The organism is Streptomyces sp. NBC_01454 (genome assembly GCF_036227565.1).
GTDB lineage: Bacteria > Actinomycetota > Actinomycetes > Streptomycetales > Streptomycetaceae > Streptomyces.
The window spans coordinates 430,657-444,167 of record NZ_CP109460.1; the positions used below are offsets into that span (position 1 = coordinate 430,657).

Sequence of the window (13,511 nt, forward strand, 5' to 3'; positions counted from 1 at the left end):
CGCAACTGGGACTACCGCTACGTGTGGGTGCGCGACGCCGCGTTCGCCGTCTACGCCCTGCTCAGGCTCGGCTTCACCGAGGAGGCCGAGGCGTTCATGGGGTTCCTCACCCGGTACACCGACCGGCGCGGCAACGGATCGTCCGGCCCGTTGCAGGTCATGTACGGCATCGACGGACGCACCGAGCTGCCCGAACGAGAGCTGTCCCACCTGGAGGGTTAGGGCCTGTGTGAGGTCGTGATCAATCTCGGGTTCTGATCCCGTGCGGGGGCGGGACCTGGTAGGACGCTGGATGTGACACGTAGACAACTCACGGACGAGCAGTGGGAGTTCATTGAGCCGTACTTGCCGATAGGTGAGTACGGTCCGTACCCCGAGCGGCTGCGGGAGCAGTTCGAGGGGGTGATCTGGCGGTTCCGGTCCAGCGCCCAGTGGCGCGAGATGCCTTCCGAGTTCGGACCGTGGCCGACGGTCTACGGGCGCTTTCGCGTCTGGCGGGCCGCCGGGGTCTTCTCAGCTCTTCTGGAAGGCATGATCGCCGAGGCCGCACGCCGGGGGCAGACGGACTTATCCCTGGTCAGCGTGGACTCGACCACTGCCCGCGCCCACCACGGTGCAGCCGGGATGCGCATCGGCAAGGACGTCATGGACGCCCTGGAGGAAGCAGCCGACGAACAGGAGCGGGCCCGGCAAAAGGGGGCGGCCCGCCGGAACAGAACGGACAGGACGGCAGGTATGACCCCGAGCAGCAAGAGCGACGGCGAATCAGGCGACGGCGCAAACTTCGCTTGAGCCAAGCTCTCCTCGGCAGATCCCGCGGTGGACTGACGAGCAAGATTCATCTCGCCGCTGACCGTAAGTGCCGTCCGCTGTCACTCGTACTGACCGCAGGACAGGCCGCCGACAGCCCGCAGTTCGTCCCCGTGTTGCAGAAGATACGGATCTGTCTGCCTGTCGGCCGGCCTCGAACCCGGCCCGGCGCCGTCGCCGCGGACAAGGCCAATTCCTCCCGCGCTAGCCGCTCTTACCTGCGGAAACGCCGCATCAAGGCAGTCATCCCCGAGAAGAAGGACCAAGCCGCCAACCGGAAGAAGAAGGGCCGCCGGGGCGGCCGTCCCACATGCCACGAAGGAGCGGAACACCGTCGAGCGACTTATCAACAAGTTGAAGGCATGGCGGGGCATCGCCACTCGATACGACAAGTCACCCGAGAGCTACCTCGCTGGCCTCCACCTCCGTGCATCCATGATCTGGATCAACGACCTACTGAAGGTAACTGGCTGATCACAACGTCACACAGGCCCTAGAAGACTCATGAAGATCTTGGAGTTCTGGCCCCGCCGCGTGAGCGGCGGGGCCAGACTGCTTGTTGTGGTGATGGGGGAATGGGCCGGGGAGACGGTCGGGCCGGATGTGTGGGAGACCTGCCGGGATTTGATCCCGGCGGGGAGTGTGTTCGCTTTCCTGGCCGAGCATCGCAGCACGCTGTTCGAAGCGGAGATGTTCGCGGACATGTACCCGTCGGCGAACGGGCGGCCGAGTATGCCGCCGCAGATCCTGGCCTCGGCGATCACGCTGCAGGCCCTGCACGGGCTGTCGGACTTCGAGACGGTCCAGGAACTGCGGTGCGACCTGAGGTGGAAGGCAGCCTGCGGACTGGGCCTTCATGACATGGCGTTCGATCCGTCGTTGCTGGCCTACTTCCGCCGCCGGCTGGCCCGTTCCGCCCGGCCGAACCGGGTGTTCGAGGCTGTGCGGGAGGTCGTGAAGGCCACCGGTGTCCTCAAGGGCAAGCACCGCCGGGCGCTGGATTCCACCGTGCTGGATGACGCGGTGGCCACCCAGGACACCGTCACCCAGATCATCGCCGCCATCCGGGCGGTGATCCGGGACGTCCCCGGGGCCGGCGAGGTGGTCGCGGTGCACTGCACCGCGCACGACTACAACGACCCGGGCAAGCCGAGGATCGCCTGGAACGACGAGCAGGCCCGTGCCGACCTGGTCGACGCCCTGGTCGGTGACGCGCTGCGGCTGCTGGGCCACCTGCCCGAGCAGCAGCTCGGCGAGAAGGCCGCGAACGCGGTCGGCATCCTGGCCCTGGTCGCGGGCCAGGACGTGGAGCCCGCCGAGGACTCCGACGGCCACGACGGGCGCTGGCGCATCACCCAAGGCACCGCACAGAACCGGATGGTCTCCACTGTCGACCCCGAAGCCCGGCACGTGCACAAGACCCGCACCCACCAGCAGGACGGCTTCAAGGCCCACCTCGCCATTGAGCCCGAGACCGGGTTATACACCGCCGTCGCCCTGCGGCCCGGAGCCGGTCCCGAGCACCACGAGGCGATGGTCGGAATCGACCTGCTCACCGACGAGGACGAGCCCGTTGACGCCTTCGGTGACACCGCCTACTCCACAGGTGACGCCCGCCACAGCCTCGAAACCGCCGGTCACCGGCTGTTCCTCAAACCCGCACCGCTGCGGCCCGCCGTCCCTGGCGGCTTCACCCTCGACGACTTCGTCATCGACACCGTCGCCGCCACCGTGACCTGCCCCGCCGGACACACCGTCCCTTTATCCGCTCCCGCCGGGCAGCACCACCAGCGCAAAGCCTCGTTCAAGGACGTGTGCGCCGGATGCCCCCTTCGTGAGCGGTGCACCAAGGCCAAGGCCGGGCGGATCCTGACCATCCGTCCGCACCACGATCTGCTCGCCGCCGCCCGCCAGCAGGCCGCCACCGATCCCGACTGGCAGGCCGACTACCGGCGCTGGAGACCACCGGTCGAACGTGCCGTCGCCTGGCTCGTCCACCACGGCAACCGCAAACTCCGCTACCGCGGCACCATCAAGAACGACACCTGGCTCCACACCCGAGCAGCCGCCCTCAACCTTCGCCGACTGATCAACCTCGGACTCAACCGAACCAACGGAACCTGGCACCTCGCCCCGGCCAGCACATAGCCGGAGGGGCCGCCCGGCCTGCGGCCGAACGACCCCTCAGCAAGATCTTCATGAGTCTTCTAGGAGTGTGTGACCGATGGACATGGAGAGCACTATACACGCGACATATACATGCAGTTTATAGATCGTTCGGAGAGGGCCTGGTTCGGAGCGGTCCGATCACGGCCCAGGCGGCGTCAGGAATCTGCCCATCACTCACGATCGGACCAACGATCCGGTGATCGGGGAGACGCCCCCTGGAGCCCCCGGCGCGGCCCCCGGCCGAACGAGTTCGGTACGCCGGGGAAAACGCCGCCCCTCGGCCTGCCCCCGCCGATTCCTCCGCTCGGCTTGCGACCATGGGCGAACTGCCGGGGCCGGCGCCCGCCGGGTGTGCGACCGCCGCCGGAGCGCGACGGACCGGTCACCGGCACCGGCACCGGCACCGGCAGCCGCGGACCTTCCGCGCGAAGACCTCCGTCGCCGCAAAGGAGCCCTGTATGAACGCCAGCACGGACCTGCTCGTCGATGCCTTCGGCCGGATCCAGGAGGTCGTCGAGGACGTGGTCAGCGGGCTCGACCCCGATGAACTCAGCACCCGCCCCGAGGACGACGCCAACTCCATCGGCTGGCTGGTCTGGCACCTCACCCGGATCCAGGACGACCATCTGGCCGGCGTGGCCGGCACCGAGCAGATCTGGACCGCGGACGGCTGGTACGACCGTTTCGGGCTCCCCTTCGCCGCCGACGACACCGGCTTCGCCCACTCCACCAAGGACGTGGCAGCGGTACGGGACCTGAGCGGGCAGCTGTTGACGGACTATCACGGCGCGGTGCACGACAACACGGTGCAGTACCTCGCCGGGATCGACGACAAGGACATGAAGCGGGTCATCGACCGCGCCTGGACGCCGCCCGTCACCCTGGGAGTCCGTCTGGTCAGCGTGGTCGCCGACGATCTCCAGCACGCCGGACAGGCCGCCTACGTACGCGGCCTGCTGGGCCGTTGAGGAGCCGGGTGGACCTCCGGCCTCATCTCCGCTGCGGCAGACGGTGCAGCTCCACCGCGGTGAGCCGGCCCGCCGCGATCTCCGCGGTCATATAGGTGCAGTACGGCTGCCGGCGGCGGTCGGTCGGTGAGCCCGGGTTCAGCAGGCGCAGCCGGTCGCCGGCCGTGGAGTCCCAGGGGATGTGGCTGTGGCCGAAGACCAGGACGTCCAGGCCGGGGAACCGTTCGGCACACCGGCGCTCCCGCCCCTGCGCCGGGCCCGTCTCGTGCACCACGCCCAGCCGCACTCCGGCCAGTTCCGCGTACGCCACCTCGGGCAGCCGGGAGCGCAGTTCCGGGCCGTCGTTGTTCCCGTACACCCCGATCAGCCGGGCGGCACGCTCCTCCAGCAGGTCCAGGGTCGCGGCGTCGACCCAGTCACCGGCATGCACGACGACATCGGCGCGCGGCACCTCGTCGAGCAGCTGCGGCGGCAGCACCTTGGCGCGCCGGGGCAGATGGGTGTCGGAGACGAGCAGCAGACGCACGGGACTCTCCTCGGCAGGGCGCACGGAGACGACAGGGCGATCGGTGTTCCTGGACGGTCGGTGTTCTCGGGCGGTCAGTGTTCCTGGGCGGTCGGCCGCACCATGATCTCGTTGATCGCCACATGTGCCGGCTGGGTGACCATGAAGACGAGGGAGCGGGCGATGTCCTCGGGCCGCAGCCAGCTGTCCGGCGGCAGCCCGTGGGCCGACGCGGCCTGACCGCCGCCGCGGGTCATCTCCGTCGTCGTCATCCCCGGTTCGACCAGCCCTACCCGGACCTGACGTCCGGTCACCTCGCGGCGCAGCGCCTCGCTGAAGGAGCACACCGCATGCTTGGTGGCTGAGTAGACGCTGTTGTCCTTGCGCGGCACCCGGCCCGCGACCGAGCTGACGTTCACCAGATCGGCCACGCCGCGCGGCCCTGTCTCCGCCGCGCGCAGCAGATGCGGAAGCGCGGCACGGGACACCCGCAGCACCGCCCTGACGTTGAGGTCGATCATCCGGTCCCAGTCCTCGGGATCGCTCTCCGCCAGCGGGCCGCGGGCGCCGAAGCCCGCGTTGTTCACCACGACGTCCAGTCGCCCGAAGTGCGCCATGGCCCGCTCGACCGTCTCCGCCGGCTGGGCCGCGTCGCGGAGGTCGGCGGTCAGGGCCAGGGACGTGCTGCCGTGCGCACCGAGGGACCGGGTGAGCTCCTCCAGCCGTCCGGTACGGCGGGCGACGAAGGCAACGGAGCAGCCTTCCCGGGCGAGCGCCAGCGCGGTGGCCGCGCCGATGCCGCTGGAGGCGCCGGTCACCAGCGCGACGGTGCCCGACAGCGGCATCCGGCCGTTGCCACCGGCCGCCGCGGAGGCGCGTGAGTGCGCCACCGGGGGGTGTTCGCTCTCCGAGGTGCCCATCGTGCGCGCGCTCCTTGCCCTCGTCCGTTCGGTTCGTTCGGTTCGTTCGGTTCGTTGCCTTCGTTCCCTCCGGTCCGCGGCAGCCCGCATCCCGGTCCGGTGACCCCTACCCCGCCGGGAGTCCGCTGTCCCTCCCCCTCTGCCATCTGCCGCACGGAGCAGCCCGATTCGGGGCGGAATCGGGCCAGGGGGAATCGGGCCGGACCCGCCGGATCGGCGCGGCTCGGGAAATGCGGATCACCGTCGCGGCGCCGGCCGGGCTCTCGGAGGACGGCAATCCGGTAGCAGTCGCCCTGCGCTCCGTCCGCATTCCCTCGGCATAACGGCGGCATTCCGGCGGCATTCCGATGTCCTGCGTCCGCCCCGGCGGCGGCCGGAATTCGGCTGCGCCGCCGCGCCGTACGGTCCGCGCGAAGGCTCGGAGGGTATGAACCCCGAGAACCCCCCTTTGGCTCCCGGGAGCTGCTCATGAAGCACACTCACCCCCTGCCCGGCGACATCGGACTCACCCGCATATCCGGCGTCACCGGCCGGTTGATCCGCTTCGGACAATGGATCAACGGAGACGGCTTCGCCGACTACGAACACGCCTTTCTGGTCCTGCCCGACGACCGGCTGCTGGAGGCCGAACCGGGCGGGGCGCGCATCGTGGCACTCGACACCTACGACGGTGACGAGGTGCGTTACGTCTGCCCGGAGGGGCTCACCGAGCGTCAGCGCGCCGCCCTCTGCGCCGCGGCCACCCGCTACACCGGGGTGCCGTACAGCTTCCTCGACTATCTGGCGATCGCCGCGCACCGGTTCCGTCTTCCCCTTCCGGGGCTGCGCCGCTATGTGGCCAGCACCCGGCACATGATCTGCTCCCAACTCGTCGACCAGTGCTATGAGGACGCCGGTGTGCATCTCTTCGCCGACGGCCGCTGGCCCGGTTATGTGACGCCGATGGCGCTGTACAAACTGCTGGCCCGCTGACCGGCACCCCGCCATTCCTTGCGCGGCGAGGCGAATACCATGGTCGTCGGAAGTGCGCATGGATTCCGACCGCGCGAGGGGTGACGGGAAATGCGGCGACAACCCGTACTTGTCTATGACGGCGACTGTGCCTTTTGCACGTCCTCCGTGCGGTTCGCGGAACGCCGGCTGCGTCCGCGCTGCACCGCCACGCCCTGGCAGTTCGCCGATCTCACCGGGCTGGGGATCACCCAACAGCGCGCGGAGCACGAGGTGTTGTGGGTGACACCGGCCGGAGACGTGCACGGTGGCGCCCAGGCCGTCGCGAAGCTGCTGCTGAGCTCCCGCGGCGCGTGGCCCGTCGTGGGAGCGCTGCTCACCCTCCCGCCCGTGCGCCGGCCGGCCCACGGCGCGTACCGCCTGATCGCCCGCAATCGTCACCGGCTGCCGGGCGGTACGGCGGCCTGTGCGATGCCCTCCTCCCGCGCCTCCCGCTAGGGCAGGACATGTCCGGACCGGGCGTGGCCTGCGCGGTGTGCGGAGGGCTCGGCGCCCGGTGGCAACCCCGCCATCGGGCGCTCCCCCTTGCCGGGCCGGATCAGGTGCCGGACTTACGGCCGTAGACGTAGACGTCGTCGCCGTTCTTCAGCAGGGACCAGTACTTCTTGGCGTCGCCGGTGCGCATGTTGACGCAGCCGTGCGAGCCGGGGGCCGACCAGACGCTGCCGCTGATGGAGTGGAACGCCTGACCACCGTCGAAGAACTGGCTGTACGGCATGGCCACGTGATAGATCGTCGAATAGTGGTGCAGGTTGCGCCAGTAGATCTTCTTGGCGCCGGTGCGGGTCTCGTAACCGTCGCGACCGGTGCGGATCGGCACCGGCCCGTACACCAGCTTCGATCCGTCCTGGACCCAGCTGAGCTGGCGGGTCAGATCGACGCAGGCTATCCGCCCCTTGTCGGTGGGGCACTTGTGCGCCTTGTTGGGGTTGTTCCCGGCCGCCTCCTGCTGCGCCACCACCTTCATCACACCCCAGGTGACAGGGCCCGCGTAGCCGATGTTCGGGGAGATGCCGTGGCTGGTCTGGAAGTCACGGATCGCCCGGCAGTCGGCGGCCGACTGCCGGCCGTCCACCGGACGCCCGAGGAACTTCTCGGCCTGCTTCTGGTAGGGGCCGCGGGCGGCGGTGCACGAGGACGCGGTGGCGGCCTGGGCCGTGGAGCCGAAGGCCACCGTCAGCGGAACGGTCAGCGCCGTGAAGGCGAGCGCGGCGCCCACCCGGCGGCCGGCGGCGGACCGCCGCACACGCAGGTTCAGTCGTCTTTTCATGCCCGGTAGGACTGTTTGCCCGACCCGCCGGTTGCAGGCGTGACCGACCCGAAATATCTGCTACGTCACCGTGTGCCCCCGACTGCGGTGCGCGCCGCACCGGTGACCATGATCCGGATGCCCCGGCCCCCGGAGGTGGCGCCCGCCGGCGGACGGAGGGGCAGGCCGTCCGCCGGGGGCCGGCACCCTCAGAGGACCGCGACGGTCTCCTGCTGCGCGTAGCTGAAACCGTCGTCATCGAAGTAGTGGACGGCGGCCTTCACCTTGTCGCCCTTGCCGAAGTGCGAACCGGCGGCCACTTTGAGGTTCATCTGCGCCGTGTGGTCGGCGTAGTCGCAGATGAGCTTGTCCTTCTTGATCGTCCCGGCGGCCTCCGAGAGGTCGTGACCGGTCGAGATCTTGGAGACGTTGGCGACCAGCTGATGGTTCATGCCGGGGTCACAGGAGTAGGTGACCTTCACCTGCAGGCCCGGGGCGTGCAGGGCGACCTTGTCGATCGCCAGGACGTTGGCCTTGGCGAACGCGGCCGGCGCCGCGGCCAGCGCACCGGCGCCGACCAGGACGGTGACGGCCGCGGTGCCGGCCAGGCGGCGCCGGAGACGGGATGAGTGCATCGGGTTTCCTTCCCCCCTGCGCAGCCACCCCGGTCCGAGCGGCGGAGAAATATCCGCCTGTGCGGGCGACTGCGACAGATATTCGTTTTGGCTCGGGATCATACGTGATCTTCACCGACCGAACCGAATGTTTATTCGCATCGGGTCGGCCGCCCCGCCGCCCGGGAAGCCACGCCGGACACACCCATCGATGACCGTCCGCAAGAAGTCGGCCACTTAGTGTGCTCATGGTGGCTCTTCGTGGCGCCCGCGGGGAGCCGCCGCCCCAGGCTCCGCCAGGAGCACCTCGCCCAGAAGGGATGACCCATGATCACCGATGCCCTGCGCGCGGAGTACGAGCAGCGCTTCACCACGTACGACACCGACGGCGACGGCTATCTGACCGCCCAGGACTTCACCGAGCGGGCCCGGATCCTCGCGGACGCGGTGGGTGAGCCCGAGAGCTCGGCCAAGGCGGCGGCTCTGCGGACGGGGATGCGCCACACCTTCGAGCAGCTCGCCGACCTGGCCGACGTGGAGCGTGCGGGCCGCCTGGACCGGGAGCAGTTCATCAAGGCGTTCACCCGCGCCGCCACGTCGGGAGCCATCGGCACGGTCGTGGGCCCGTCGATCGCCGCGACCATCGCACTCGCCGACACCGACGGGGACGGCGTCGTCAGCCGGGAGGACTTCGCGACGCTGCACGAGGCGGCGGGGTACTCGGCCGCCCAGGCGGACGCGGCCTTCACGGCACTGGACCAGAACGGTGAGGGGCGGCTGCTGGTCGAGGCATGGCAGGCCGCCGTCAGCGAGTAACCGTCGCCGTCAGGAGCGATCGCCGGCAGCGACGCATGCGTACGGCCGCTCCGGCCAGGGTGGTGTGAGCCGCCCGCCGCTCACGGCCGGAAGGTCGCCGCGAGACCGGACACCAGCTCCGGACCGCTCACCTGCGCAGAGCGCAGGCCCACGTAGCCGTCGGGGCGGATGACGAACCCCGCGCCGCCGGCCGCACCATAGCGCTGCCGGAACTCGCCCCGCGCATCCTGGACGACGGGCAGCGGCAGGCCGTCCGCCGGGGTGTGCACAGCCACGATCACCCAGACGTCCAGCCGGCCGTGCGCCGCGCTCCGCGCCGCTGCCACCACCTCCTCGTACGCCGCCAGTTGTGCCTCCTGGTCCGCGTAGAGCAGCACGGTGTGCTCCTGGCCGCGCAGCAGATCGAACAGGCGGGACGGGAAGGCGGTGAGGCCGAAGCGGAGACCGCCGCAGTCCGGTGCCCGGTCCCCGGGCGCGGGGCCCCGGTGCGGCGCCGGGCCGGGAACGGCGAGCGGGCTGCCCCGGTAGGTGACGAGGAGCTGGGCCTCGCGCCGGATCAGCGTCGACGGGTCGTCCGGATCCGCCTGGATGCCGGCGCCGGCGTGCCGCACCGTCCGCTGCACCACCTCCTCGCCCACGGGGCGGCGCTCGGCGTCGTAGCTGCGCAGGAGCTGCGCGCTCGCCGTCGACCGCACCGCCATGGCGACCTTCCAGGCGAGGTTGCAGGCGTCCTGGATCCCGGTGTTCATGCCCTGGGCGCCCGTGGGCGGATGGATGTGGGCGGCGTCCCCCGCGAGGAAGACCCGGTCCGTTCCGTAGTGGTCCACCAGGCGGTGGCTGATCCGGAAGACCGAGGACCAGCGAAGGCGGGAGGCGGTGGTGGGCTCGGGCGCGAGCCGGTCCAGAACGGCCTGGATGTGTTCCAGGCCGGGGCCCGGCCCACCCTCCAAGCCGTGCGACACGCCCTCTTCTGCGTCCGGTGGGGCGCGGGAGAGTTCGGGCGGGACGAGCATGGACATCCGGTAGCGGTTGCGGCCGGGCAGCGGGATGCAGACCAGCAGATCGTCGGTGCGCCCGTCGCGCTGGTGCAGGGACCGGATCGCGTAGCCGGACGGCAGTTCCCAGTCGACCTCGACGTCCCCCAGCATGTACTCCTCGGGAAGCGCGGCGCCCTCGAAGCCGAGCCCGAGGATCTGCGGACGACGCTGTGGGCGCCGTCGCACCCGAGGAGATACCGGGCGCTGACCTGCTCCTGGGCGCCGGACGGCAGCGCGAGATCCGCCCGGACCCCGTCGGCGTCCTCCTCGAAGCCGACCAGCTCGGTGCCGCGTTCGACCCGGCCCCCGCCGCGCACGAGAACGTCCTCCAGGATCCGCTCGGTGTCGTTCTGCGGAAGCACGGCGAAGCCGTACGGCACCTCCGGCGGCAGCGTCAGCTCCACCCGCGCCTGCCGGGCGCCGTTGACGTAGAGCAGCTGGCCGCGCATCGGCGCCGCGGCCGCCAGGATCTCCCGGACCACCCCCATGCGGTCCCAGAGCTCCAGCGTTCCGGGCTGGATGCCCACCGCCTTGGCGTACGGCTGCCGTGCGGGCAGCCTGTCGACGATGCGGCACTCCACCCCCCGGCGCCGCAGCTCCCCGGCCGCCGTCAGCCCGACCGGCCCGGCCCCCACGACCAGCACCTCCACGTCGGCCACGGCCCGGCCTCCTGTCGAGAGACGCACTCCTCTCCAATGCAGCACAGGGCCGGGCAGCTGTCTATTTCGTGGGGGTGGGAGGGCATGGGGGCTTGCCGGGGGGCCTGCGGGGGTGACCGAGCAGGGCGGCCACGGCCGGCGCGTGGCAACCGTCCGGCTCTTGCGCGTGCCCGCTCGCCCCCGGTTGCGGTACCGGTCCGGGACGGATCGTTGCATCGCGCCGGCGCCCGTGCGCGGTGCATGCGGACCTGCGCAGCGCGTGCATCACGTGCGCCGGATGCGCTCGGCGGACACCCCGCGGCCGGGCAGGTGATCGCGGGGCCCGTGGGTGTCATGCGCCTCGGGCGGGAGCGGTGCGCCCCTGCCCGTCTGATCAGGTGCGCCGCACACAGGCACGGCCGCGCACCGACGGCAAGGGGGCAAGGCGGGCAGCGACGGCGCTCCCGCGCGCTCTGCCGGGGCCAACTCGGAGCATGATTGTCTCGTCCCCGTCAAATTCACGGCGCCGTACGGAAATGCGGTTCGAGTGCGACTCGAACAGCACACCATTACGGCGCCGGGTTTCCTCACACGCCGCCAGGCAACTGCGCGGCGGGCGACGGGAGTACCCGCATGGAATTTCGTCAGGCATCGGAATCGGCGGCCCGGAATGAATTCCGGGGCCACGGGATCCGGAGCATCACTGCGGCGGCCGTCCTGCTGGCGGCCGGTGCGCTGAACCTCGCGGCCGGGCAGCCGGCCGAGGCCCGGGGCAGCGGAGCCTGGGACCGTCTGGCCGGGTGCGAGAGCGGAGGGAACTGGCGTATCGACACGGGGAACGGCTTCTCCGGAGGGCTGCAACTCGCCCACTCCACCTGGCACTCGTTCGGCGGCGGCAGCTACGCGTCACGGGCCGCGCGGGCTACCCGCGCACAGCAGATTCAGGTCGCGGAGCGGGTATTGGCCCGTCAGGGCTGGGGTGCCTGGCCGGCCTGCTCGGCCTCCCTGGGCCTCAACTCGGCCACCCGGCACAGCGCGCCACGGGCCGGCACCGCGCACGTCGCCCCGAAGCGGCATGCCGGGGCGGCGGCCCACAGCCGGGTACGGCATCCGCAGACTCACGAGAAGCGCCACAAAGAGGGACCCCATCGGAGTACCGGCGGGTCGCTCGTCGTCAACGCCGGGGACACGGTGAGCGGCCTCGCCTCTGCACACGGATACGGCTGGCAGGAATTCTACCGGCTGAACCGAAAGGTGATCGGGGCGAATCCGGACCTCATTTACCCCGGAATGCGACTGGCCGTGCCGCATACCGCCGGCCACTGAACACGCCCTGAATTCACGGGATTTACCCGGCCCGGCAGCCGGCGCTCCGGCCGGGGGAATCCGCTGATGGTCCACTCCTGAACGGCACGGTGGCTCGTCCGGGTGGACGGGCCACCGTCAGGTGCTTTCACCGCGCGGTAATTTCGGTGGATGCGGGTCCTGCTACCCGGGTTCAGCGGCCTGCGGGACGTCGAGCTGGTGGTCGGCCCAGACGTAGGTTTCGGGGAGCAAGTCGGTGACAGGGACGGTTCGGACGCGGTCGCCCTCGCCGACGATGACCTTGAGGGCGGGGAAGTAGTCGAGAAGGACCTGACGGCACCGGCCGCACGGGGGCACAACCCCCCGGTCGCGATCGCCCACGGCGACGATGGTGTCCAGTTCGTAGGCGCCCTGGGCGGCTGCCGCGCCGATGACGACCAACTCGGCGCAGGGGCCTCCCGTGAAGTGGTAGGCATTCACCGCCGTGACGATCCGGCCGTCCTGGGCGCGGGCCGCGGCCGCCATGGTGTGGTGGTCACCCCGACAGCGAGTGCGCGCGACGTGCGCCGCGGCCTGGATGAGTTCGCGGTCGACGTGGTGGGGCTGCGTGGTCATCTTCTCTGCCTTCGTCCGGTGTCGGCATTCACCAGCATGGCCTGCATTCTCCTCTGCGTCCGATGACTTGCCGGAGGACGGGCCACCCCTCACCAAGGCACGGGCGTTCCGTCCCAGGAGAAGAAGCCGCCGGTGGGGCCGTCGTCCGGTAGCAGGGCCAGGCGGAGTGCACCCTGCGCGGCCTCGGCCGGGTCACCGCCGGCAGTGGCGGCCCGGGGGTTGAGATCGGTGGCCCGCAGGCCGGGGGCGAGCGAGTTGACCTTGAAGCCGTCCTCGGCCAGCGTCTGGGCATAGAGGACGGTCAGGGCATTGAGGGCGGCCTTGGACGACCGGTAGGCGGCAGCGCCACCGCTTCCCGGGGTGAACTGGGGATTGGGGTTTGTGCTCCAGGTCAGCGACGCGGTGCCACTGGAGATGTTGACGATGCGCGGGTGTGGGGACCGGCGCAGGGCGGGCAGGAACGCATTGGTCACCGCCACCACCCCGAACACGTTGGTCTCGTAGGTGCGCCGGAATTCCTCGACGCCGGTGGCGGTCGGCGGGGCGAGTGACGGTGCGATGCCGGCGTTGTTGACCAGCACGTCCAGGCGGTCCACCTGAGCCGCGGCCCGTGCGATGCCGGCGGGATCCGTCACGTCGAGGACCAGCAGCCGGGCGCCGGCACCGATCTCCTCGACGGCCCGCTGTCCGCGCCCCGGATCGCGGGCGCCCACGTACACGGTGAGGCCCTCGGCCGCGAGCAGGTGGGCGATGTGCCGGCCGATGCCCTTGTTGGCACCGGTGACCAGAGCTGTGCGATCGTTCATGGAAACTACGGTCCCCTGGCGGTGGGCGCCCTGCCAGGGACAGTCTGT

Annotated in this window: 12 protein-coding genes and 3 pseudogenes; 8 read left to right on the top strand and 7 right to left on the bottom strand. The window is 70.6% G+C overall.

Annotated features, from left to right (window positions below; all coding sequences use genetic code 11):
- The 4 genes and pseudogenes from OIU81_RS01415 to OIU81_RS01430 form a co-directional block, all read left to right on the top strand.
- Positions 1–219, top strand: a pseudogene (locus tag OIU81_RS01415) (glycoside hydrolase family 15 protein); the annotation flags it as partial.
- A 75-nt stretch (positions 220–294) separates the two neighbouring features.
- Positions 295–1,284 (top strand): annotated as a pseudogene (locus OIU81_RS01420) (IS5 family transposase).
- A 93-nt stretch (positions 1,285–1,377) separates the two neighbouring features.
- Positions 1,378–2,958, top strand: coding sequence for an IS1182 family transposase (locus tag OIU81_RS01425; protein ID WP_329154787.1), 1,581 nt, complete (start codon positions 1,378–1,380; stop codon positions 2,956–2,958).
- A gap of 479 nt (positions 2,959–3,437) precedes the next feature.
- Positions 3,438–3,947 carry a mycothiol transferase gene (locus OIU81_RS01430; RefSeq protein ID WP_329142256.1) on the top strand — a complete coding sequence of 170 codons (510 nt, stop codon included), beginning with the start codon at positions 3,438–3,440 and terminating at the stop codon, positions 3,945–3,947.
- A gap of 22 nt (positions 3,948–3,969) precedes the next feature.
- Here the strand turns inward: OIU81_RS01430 and OIU81_RS01435 are convergent, their stop codons facing one another.
- Both OIU81_RS01435 and OIU81_RS01440 read right to left on the bottom strand, forming a co-directional pair.
- Complete coding sequence (locus tag OIU81_RS01435) at positions 3,970–4,473, bottom strand: metallophosphoesterase family protein (RefSeq protein ID WP_329142257.1); 504 nt, start codon at positions 4,471–4,473, stop codon at positions 3,970–3,972.
- A gap of 74 nt (positions 4,474–4,547) precedes the next feature.
- Positions 4,548–5,372 carry an SDR family oxidoreductase gene (locus OIU81_RS01440; protein ID WP_329142259.1) on the bottom strand — a complete coding sequence of 275 codons (825 nt, stop codon included), beginning with the start codon at positions 5,370–5,372 and terminating at the stop codon, positions 4,548–4,550.
- Between the two features lie 468 nt (positions 5,373–5,840).
- Between OIU81_RS01440 and OIU81_RS01445 the strand changes: the two genes are divergently transcribed.
- Together OIU81_RS01445 and OIU81_RS01450 are read left to right on the top strand one after the other, a co-directional pair.
- Positions 5,841–6,344 carry a hypothetical protein gene (locus tag OIU81_RS01445; protein WP_329142260.1) on the top strand — a complete coding sequence of 168 codons (504 nt, stop codon included), beginning with the start codon at positions 5,841–5,843 and terminating at the stop codon, positions 6,342–6,344.
- A 90-nt stretch (positions 6,345–6,434) separates the two neighbouring features.
- A complete protein-coding gene (locus OIU81_RS01450; protein ID WP_329142262.1) occupies positions 6,435–6,821 on the top strand; it encodes a thiol-disulfide oxidoreductase DCC family protein in 387 nt (128 codons plus the stop codon).
- A gap of 100 nt (positions 6,822–6,921) precedes the next feature.
- On the opposite strand, the gene OIU81_RS01455 is transcribed toward OIU81_RS01450, so the two are convergent.
- Positions 6,922–7,653, bottom strand: a complete 732-nt coding sequence (locus OIU81_RS01455; protein WP_329142264.1) for a L,D-transpeptidase family protein — start codon at positions 7,651–7,653, stop codon at positions 6,922–6,924.
- Between the two features lie 188 nt (positions 7,654–7,841).
- Positions 7,842–8,267: a hypothetical protein gene (locus OIU81_RS01460; protein WP_329142266.1), complete on the bottom strand. Its 426-nt coding sequence runs from the start codon at positions 8,265–8,267 to the stop codon at positions 7,842–7,844.
- Positions 8,268–8,573: 306 nt separating this feature from the next.
- Between OIU81_RS01460 and OIU81_RS01465 the strand changes: the two genes are divergently transcribed.
- Positions 8,574–9,062: an EF-hand domain-containing protein gene (locus tag OIU81_RS01465; protein ID WP_329142268.1), complete on the top strand. Its 489-nt coding sequence runs from the start codon at positions 8,574–8,576 to the stop codon at positions 9,060–9,062.
- An 80-nt stretch (positions 9,063–9,142) separates the two neighbouring features.
- Here OIU81_RS01465 and OIU81_RS01470 read toward each other — a convergent pair.
- Positions 9,143–10,758: pseudogene (locus tag OIU81_RS01470) on the bottom strand (FAD-dependent monooxygenase).
- Between the two features lie 612 nt (positions 10,759–11,370).
- On the opposite strand from OIU81_RS01470, the gene OIU81_RS01475 reads away from it, so the two are divergent.
- Positions 11,371–12,063 (top strand): transglycosylase family protein, encoded by a 693-nt coding sequence (locus OIU81_RS01475; protein WP_329142270.1) that lies wholly within the window; start codon positions 11,371–11,373, stop codon positions 12,061–12,063.
- A gap of 162 nt (positions 12,064–12,225) precedes the next feature.
- On the opposite strand, the gene OIU81_RS01480 is transcribed toward OIU81_RS01475, so the two are convergent.
- Both OIU81_RS01480 and OIU81_RS01485 read right to left on the bottom strand, forming a co-directional pair.
- Entirely contained in the window at positions 12,226–12,657 is a 432-nt protein-coding gene (locus tag OIU81_RS01480) for a cytidine deaminase family protein (protein ID WP_329142273.1), read from the bottom strand.
- An 89-nt stretch (positions 12,658–12,746) separates the two neighbouring features.
- Positions 12,747–13,463 (bottom strand): SDR family oxidoreductase, encoded by a 717-nt coding sequence (locus OIU81_RS01485; protein ID WP_329142275.1) that lies wholly within the window; start codon positions 13,461–13,463, stop codon positions 12,747–12,749.
- Between the last annotated feature and the right edge of the window lie 48 nt (positions 13,464–13,511).

Coding starts and splice junctions, on each gene's coding strand:
- OIU81_RS01425 (WP_329154787.1), top strand. CDS start 1,378: ATGGGGGAATGGGCCGGGGAGACGGTCGGGCCGGATGTGTGGGAGACC.
- OIU81_RS01430 (WP_329142256.1), top strand. CDS start 3,438: ATGAACGCCAGCACGGACCTGCTCGTCGATGCCTTCGGCCGGATCCAG.
- OIU81_RS01440 (WP_329142259.1), bottom strand. CDS start 5,372: ATGGGCACCTCGGAGAGCGAACACCCCCCGGTGGCGCACTCACGCGCC.
- OIU81_RS01445 (WP_329142260.1), top strand. CDS start 5,841: ATGAAGCACACTCACCCCCTGCCCGGCGACATCGGACTCACCCGCATA.
- OIU81_RS01450 (WP_329142262.1), top strand. CDS start 6,435: ATGCGGCGACAACCCGTACTTGTCTATGACGGCGACTGTGCCTTTTGC.
- OIU81_RS01455 (WP_329142264.1), bottom strand. CDS start 7,653: ATGAAAAGACGACTGAACCTGCGTGTGCGGCGGTCCGCCGCCGGCCGC.
- OIU81_RS01460 (WP_329142266.1), bottom strand. CDS start 8,267: ATGCACTCATCCCGTCTCCGGCGCCGCCTGGCCGGCACCGCGGCCGTC.
- OIU81_RS01465 (WP_329142268.1), top strand. CDS start 8,574: ATGATCACCGATGCCCTGCGCGCGGAGTACGAGCAGCGCTTCACCACG.
- OIU81_RS01475 (WP_329142270.1), top strand. CDS start 11,371: ATGGAATTTCGTCAGGCATCGGAATCGGCGGCCCGGAATGAATTCCGG.
- OIU81_RS01480 (WP_329142273.1), bottom strand. CDS start 12,657: ATGACCACGCAGCCCCACCACGTCGACCGCGAACTCATCCAGGCCGCG.
- OIU81_RS01485 (WP_329142275.1), bottom strand. CDS start 13,463: ATGAACGATCGCACAGCTCTGGTCACCGGTGCCAACAAGGGCATCGGC.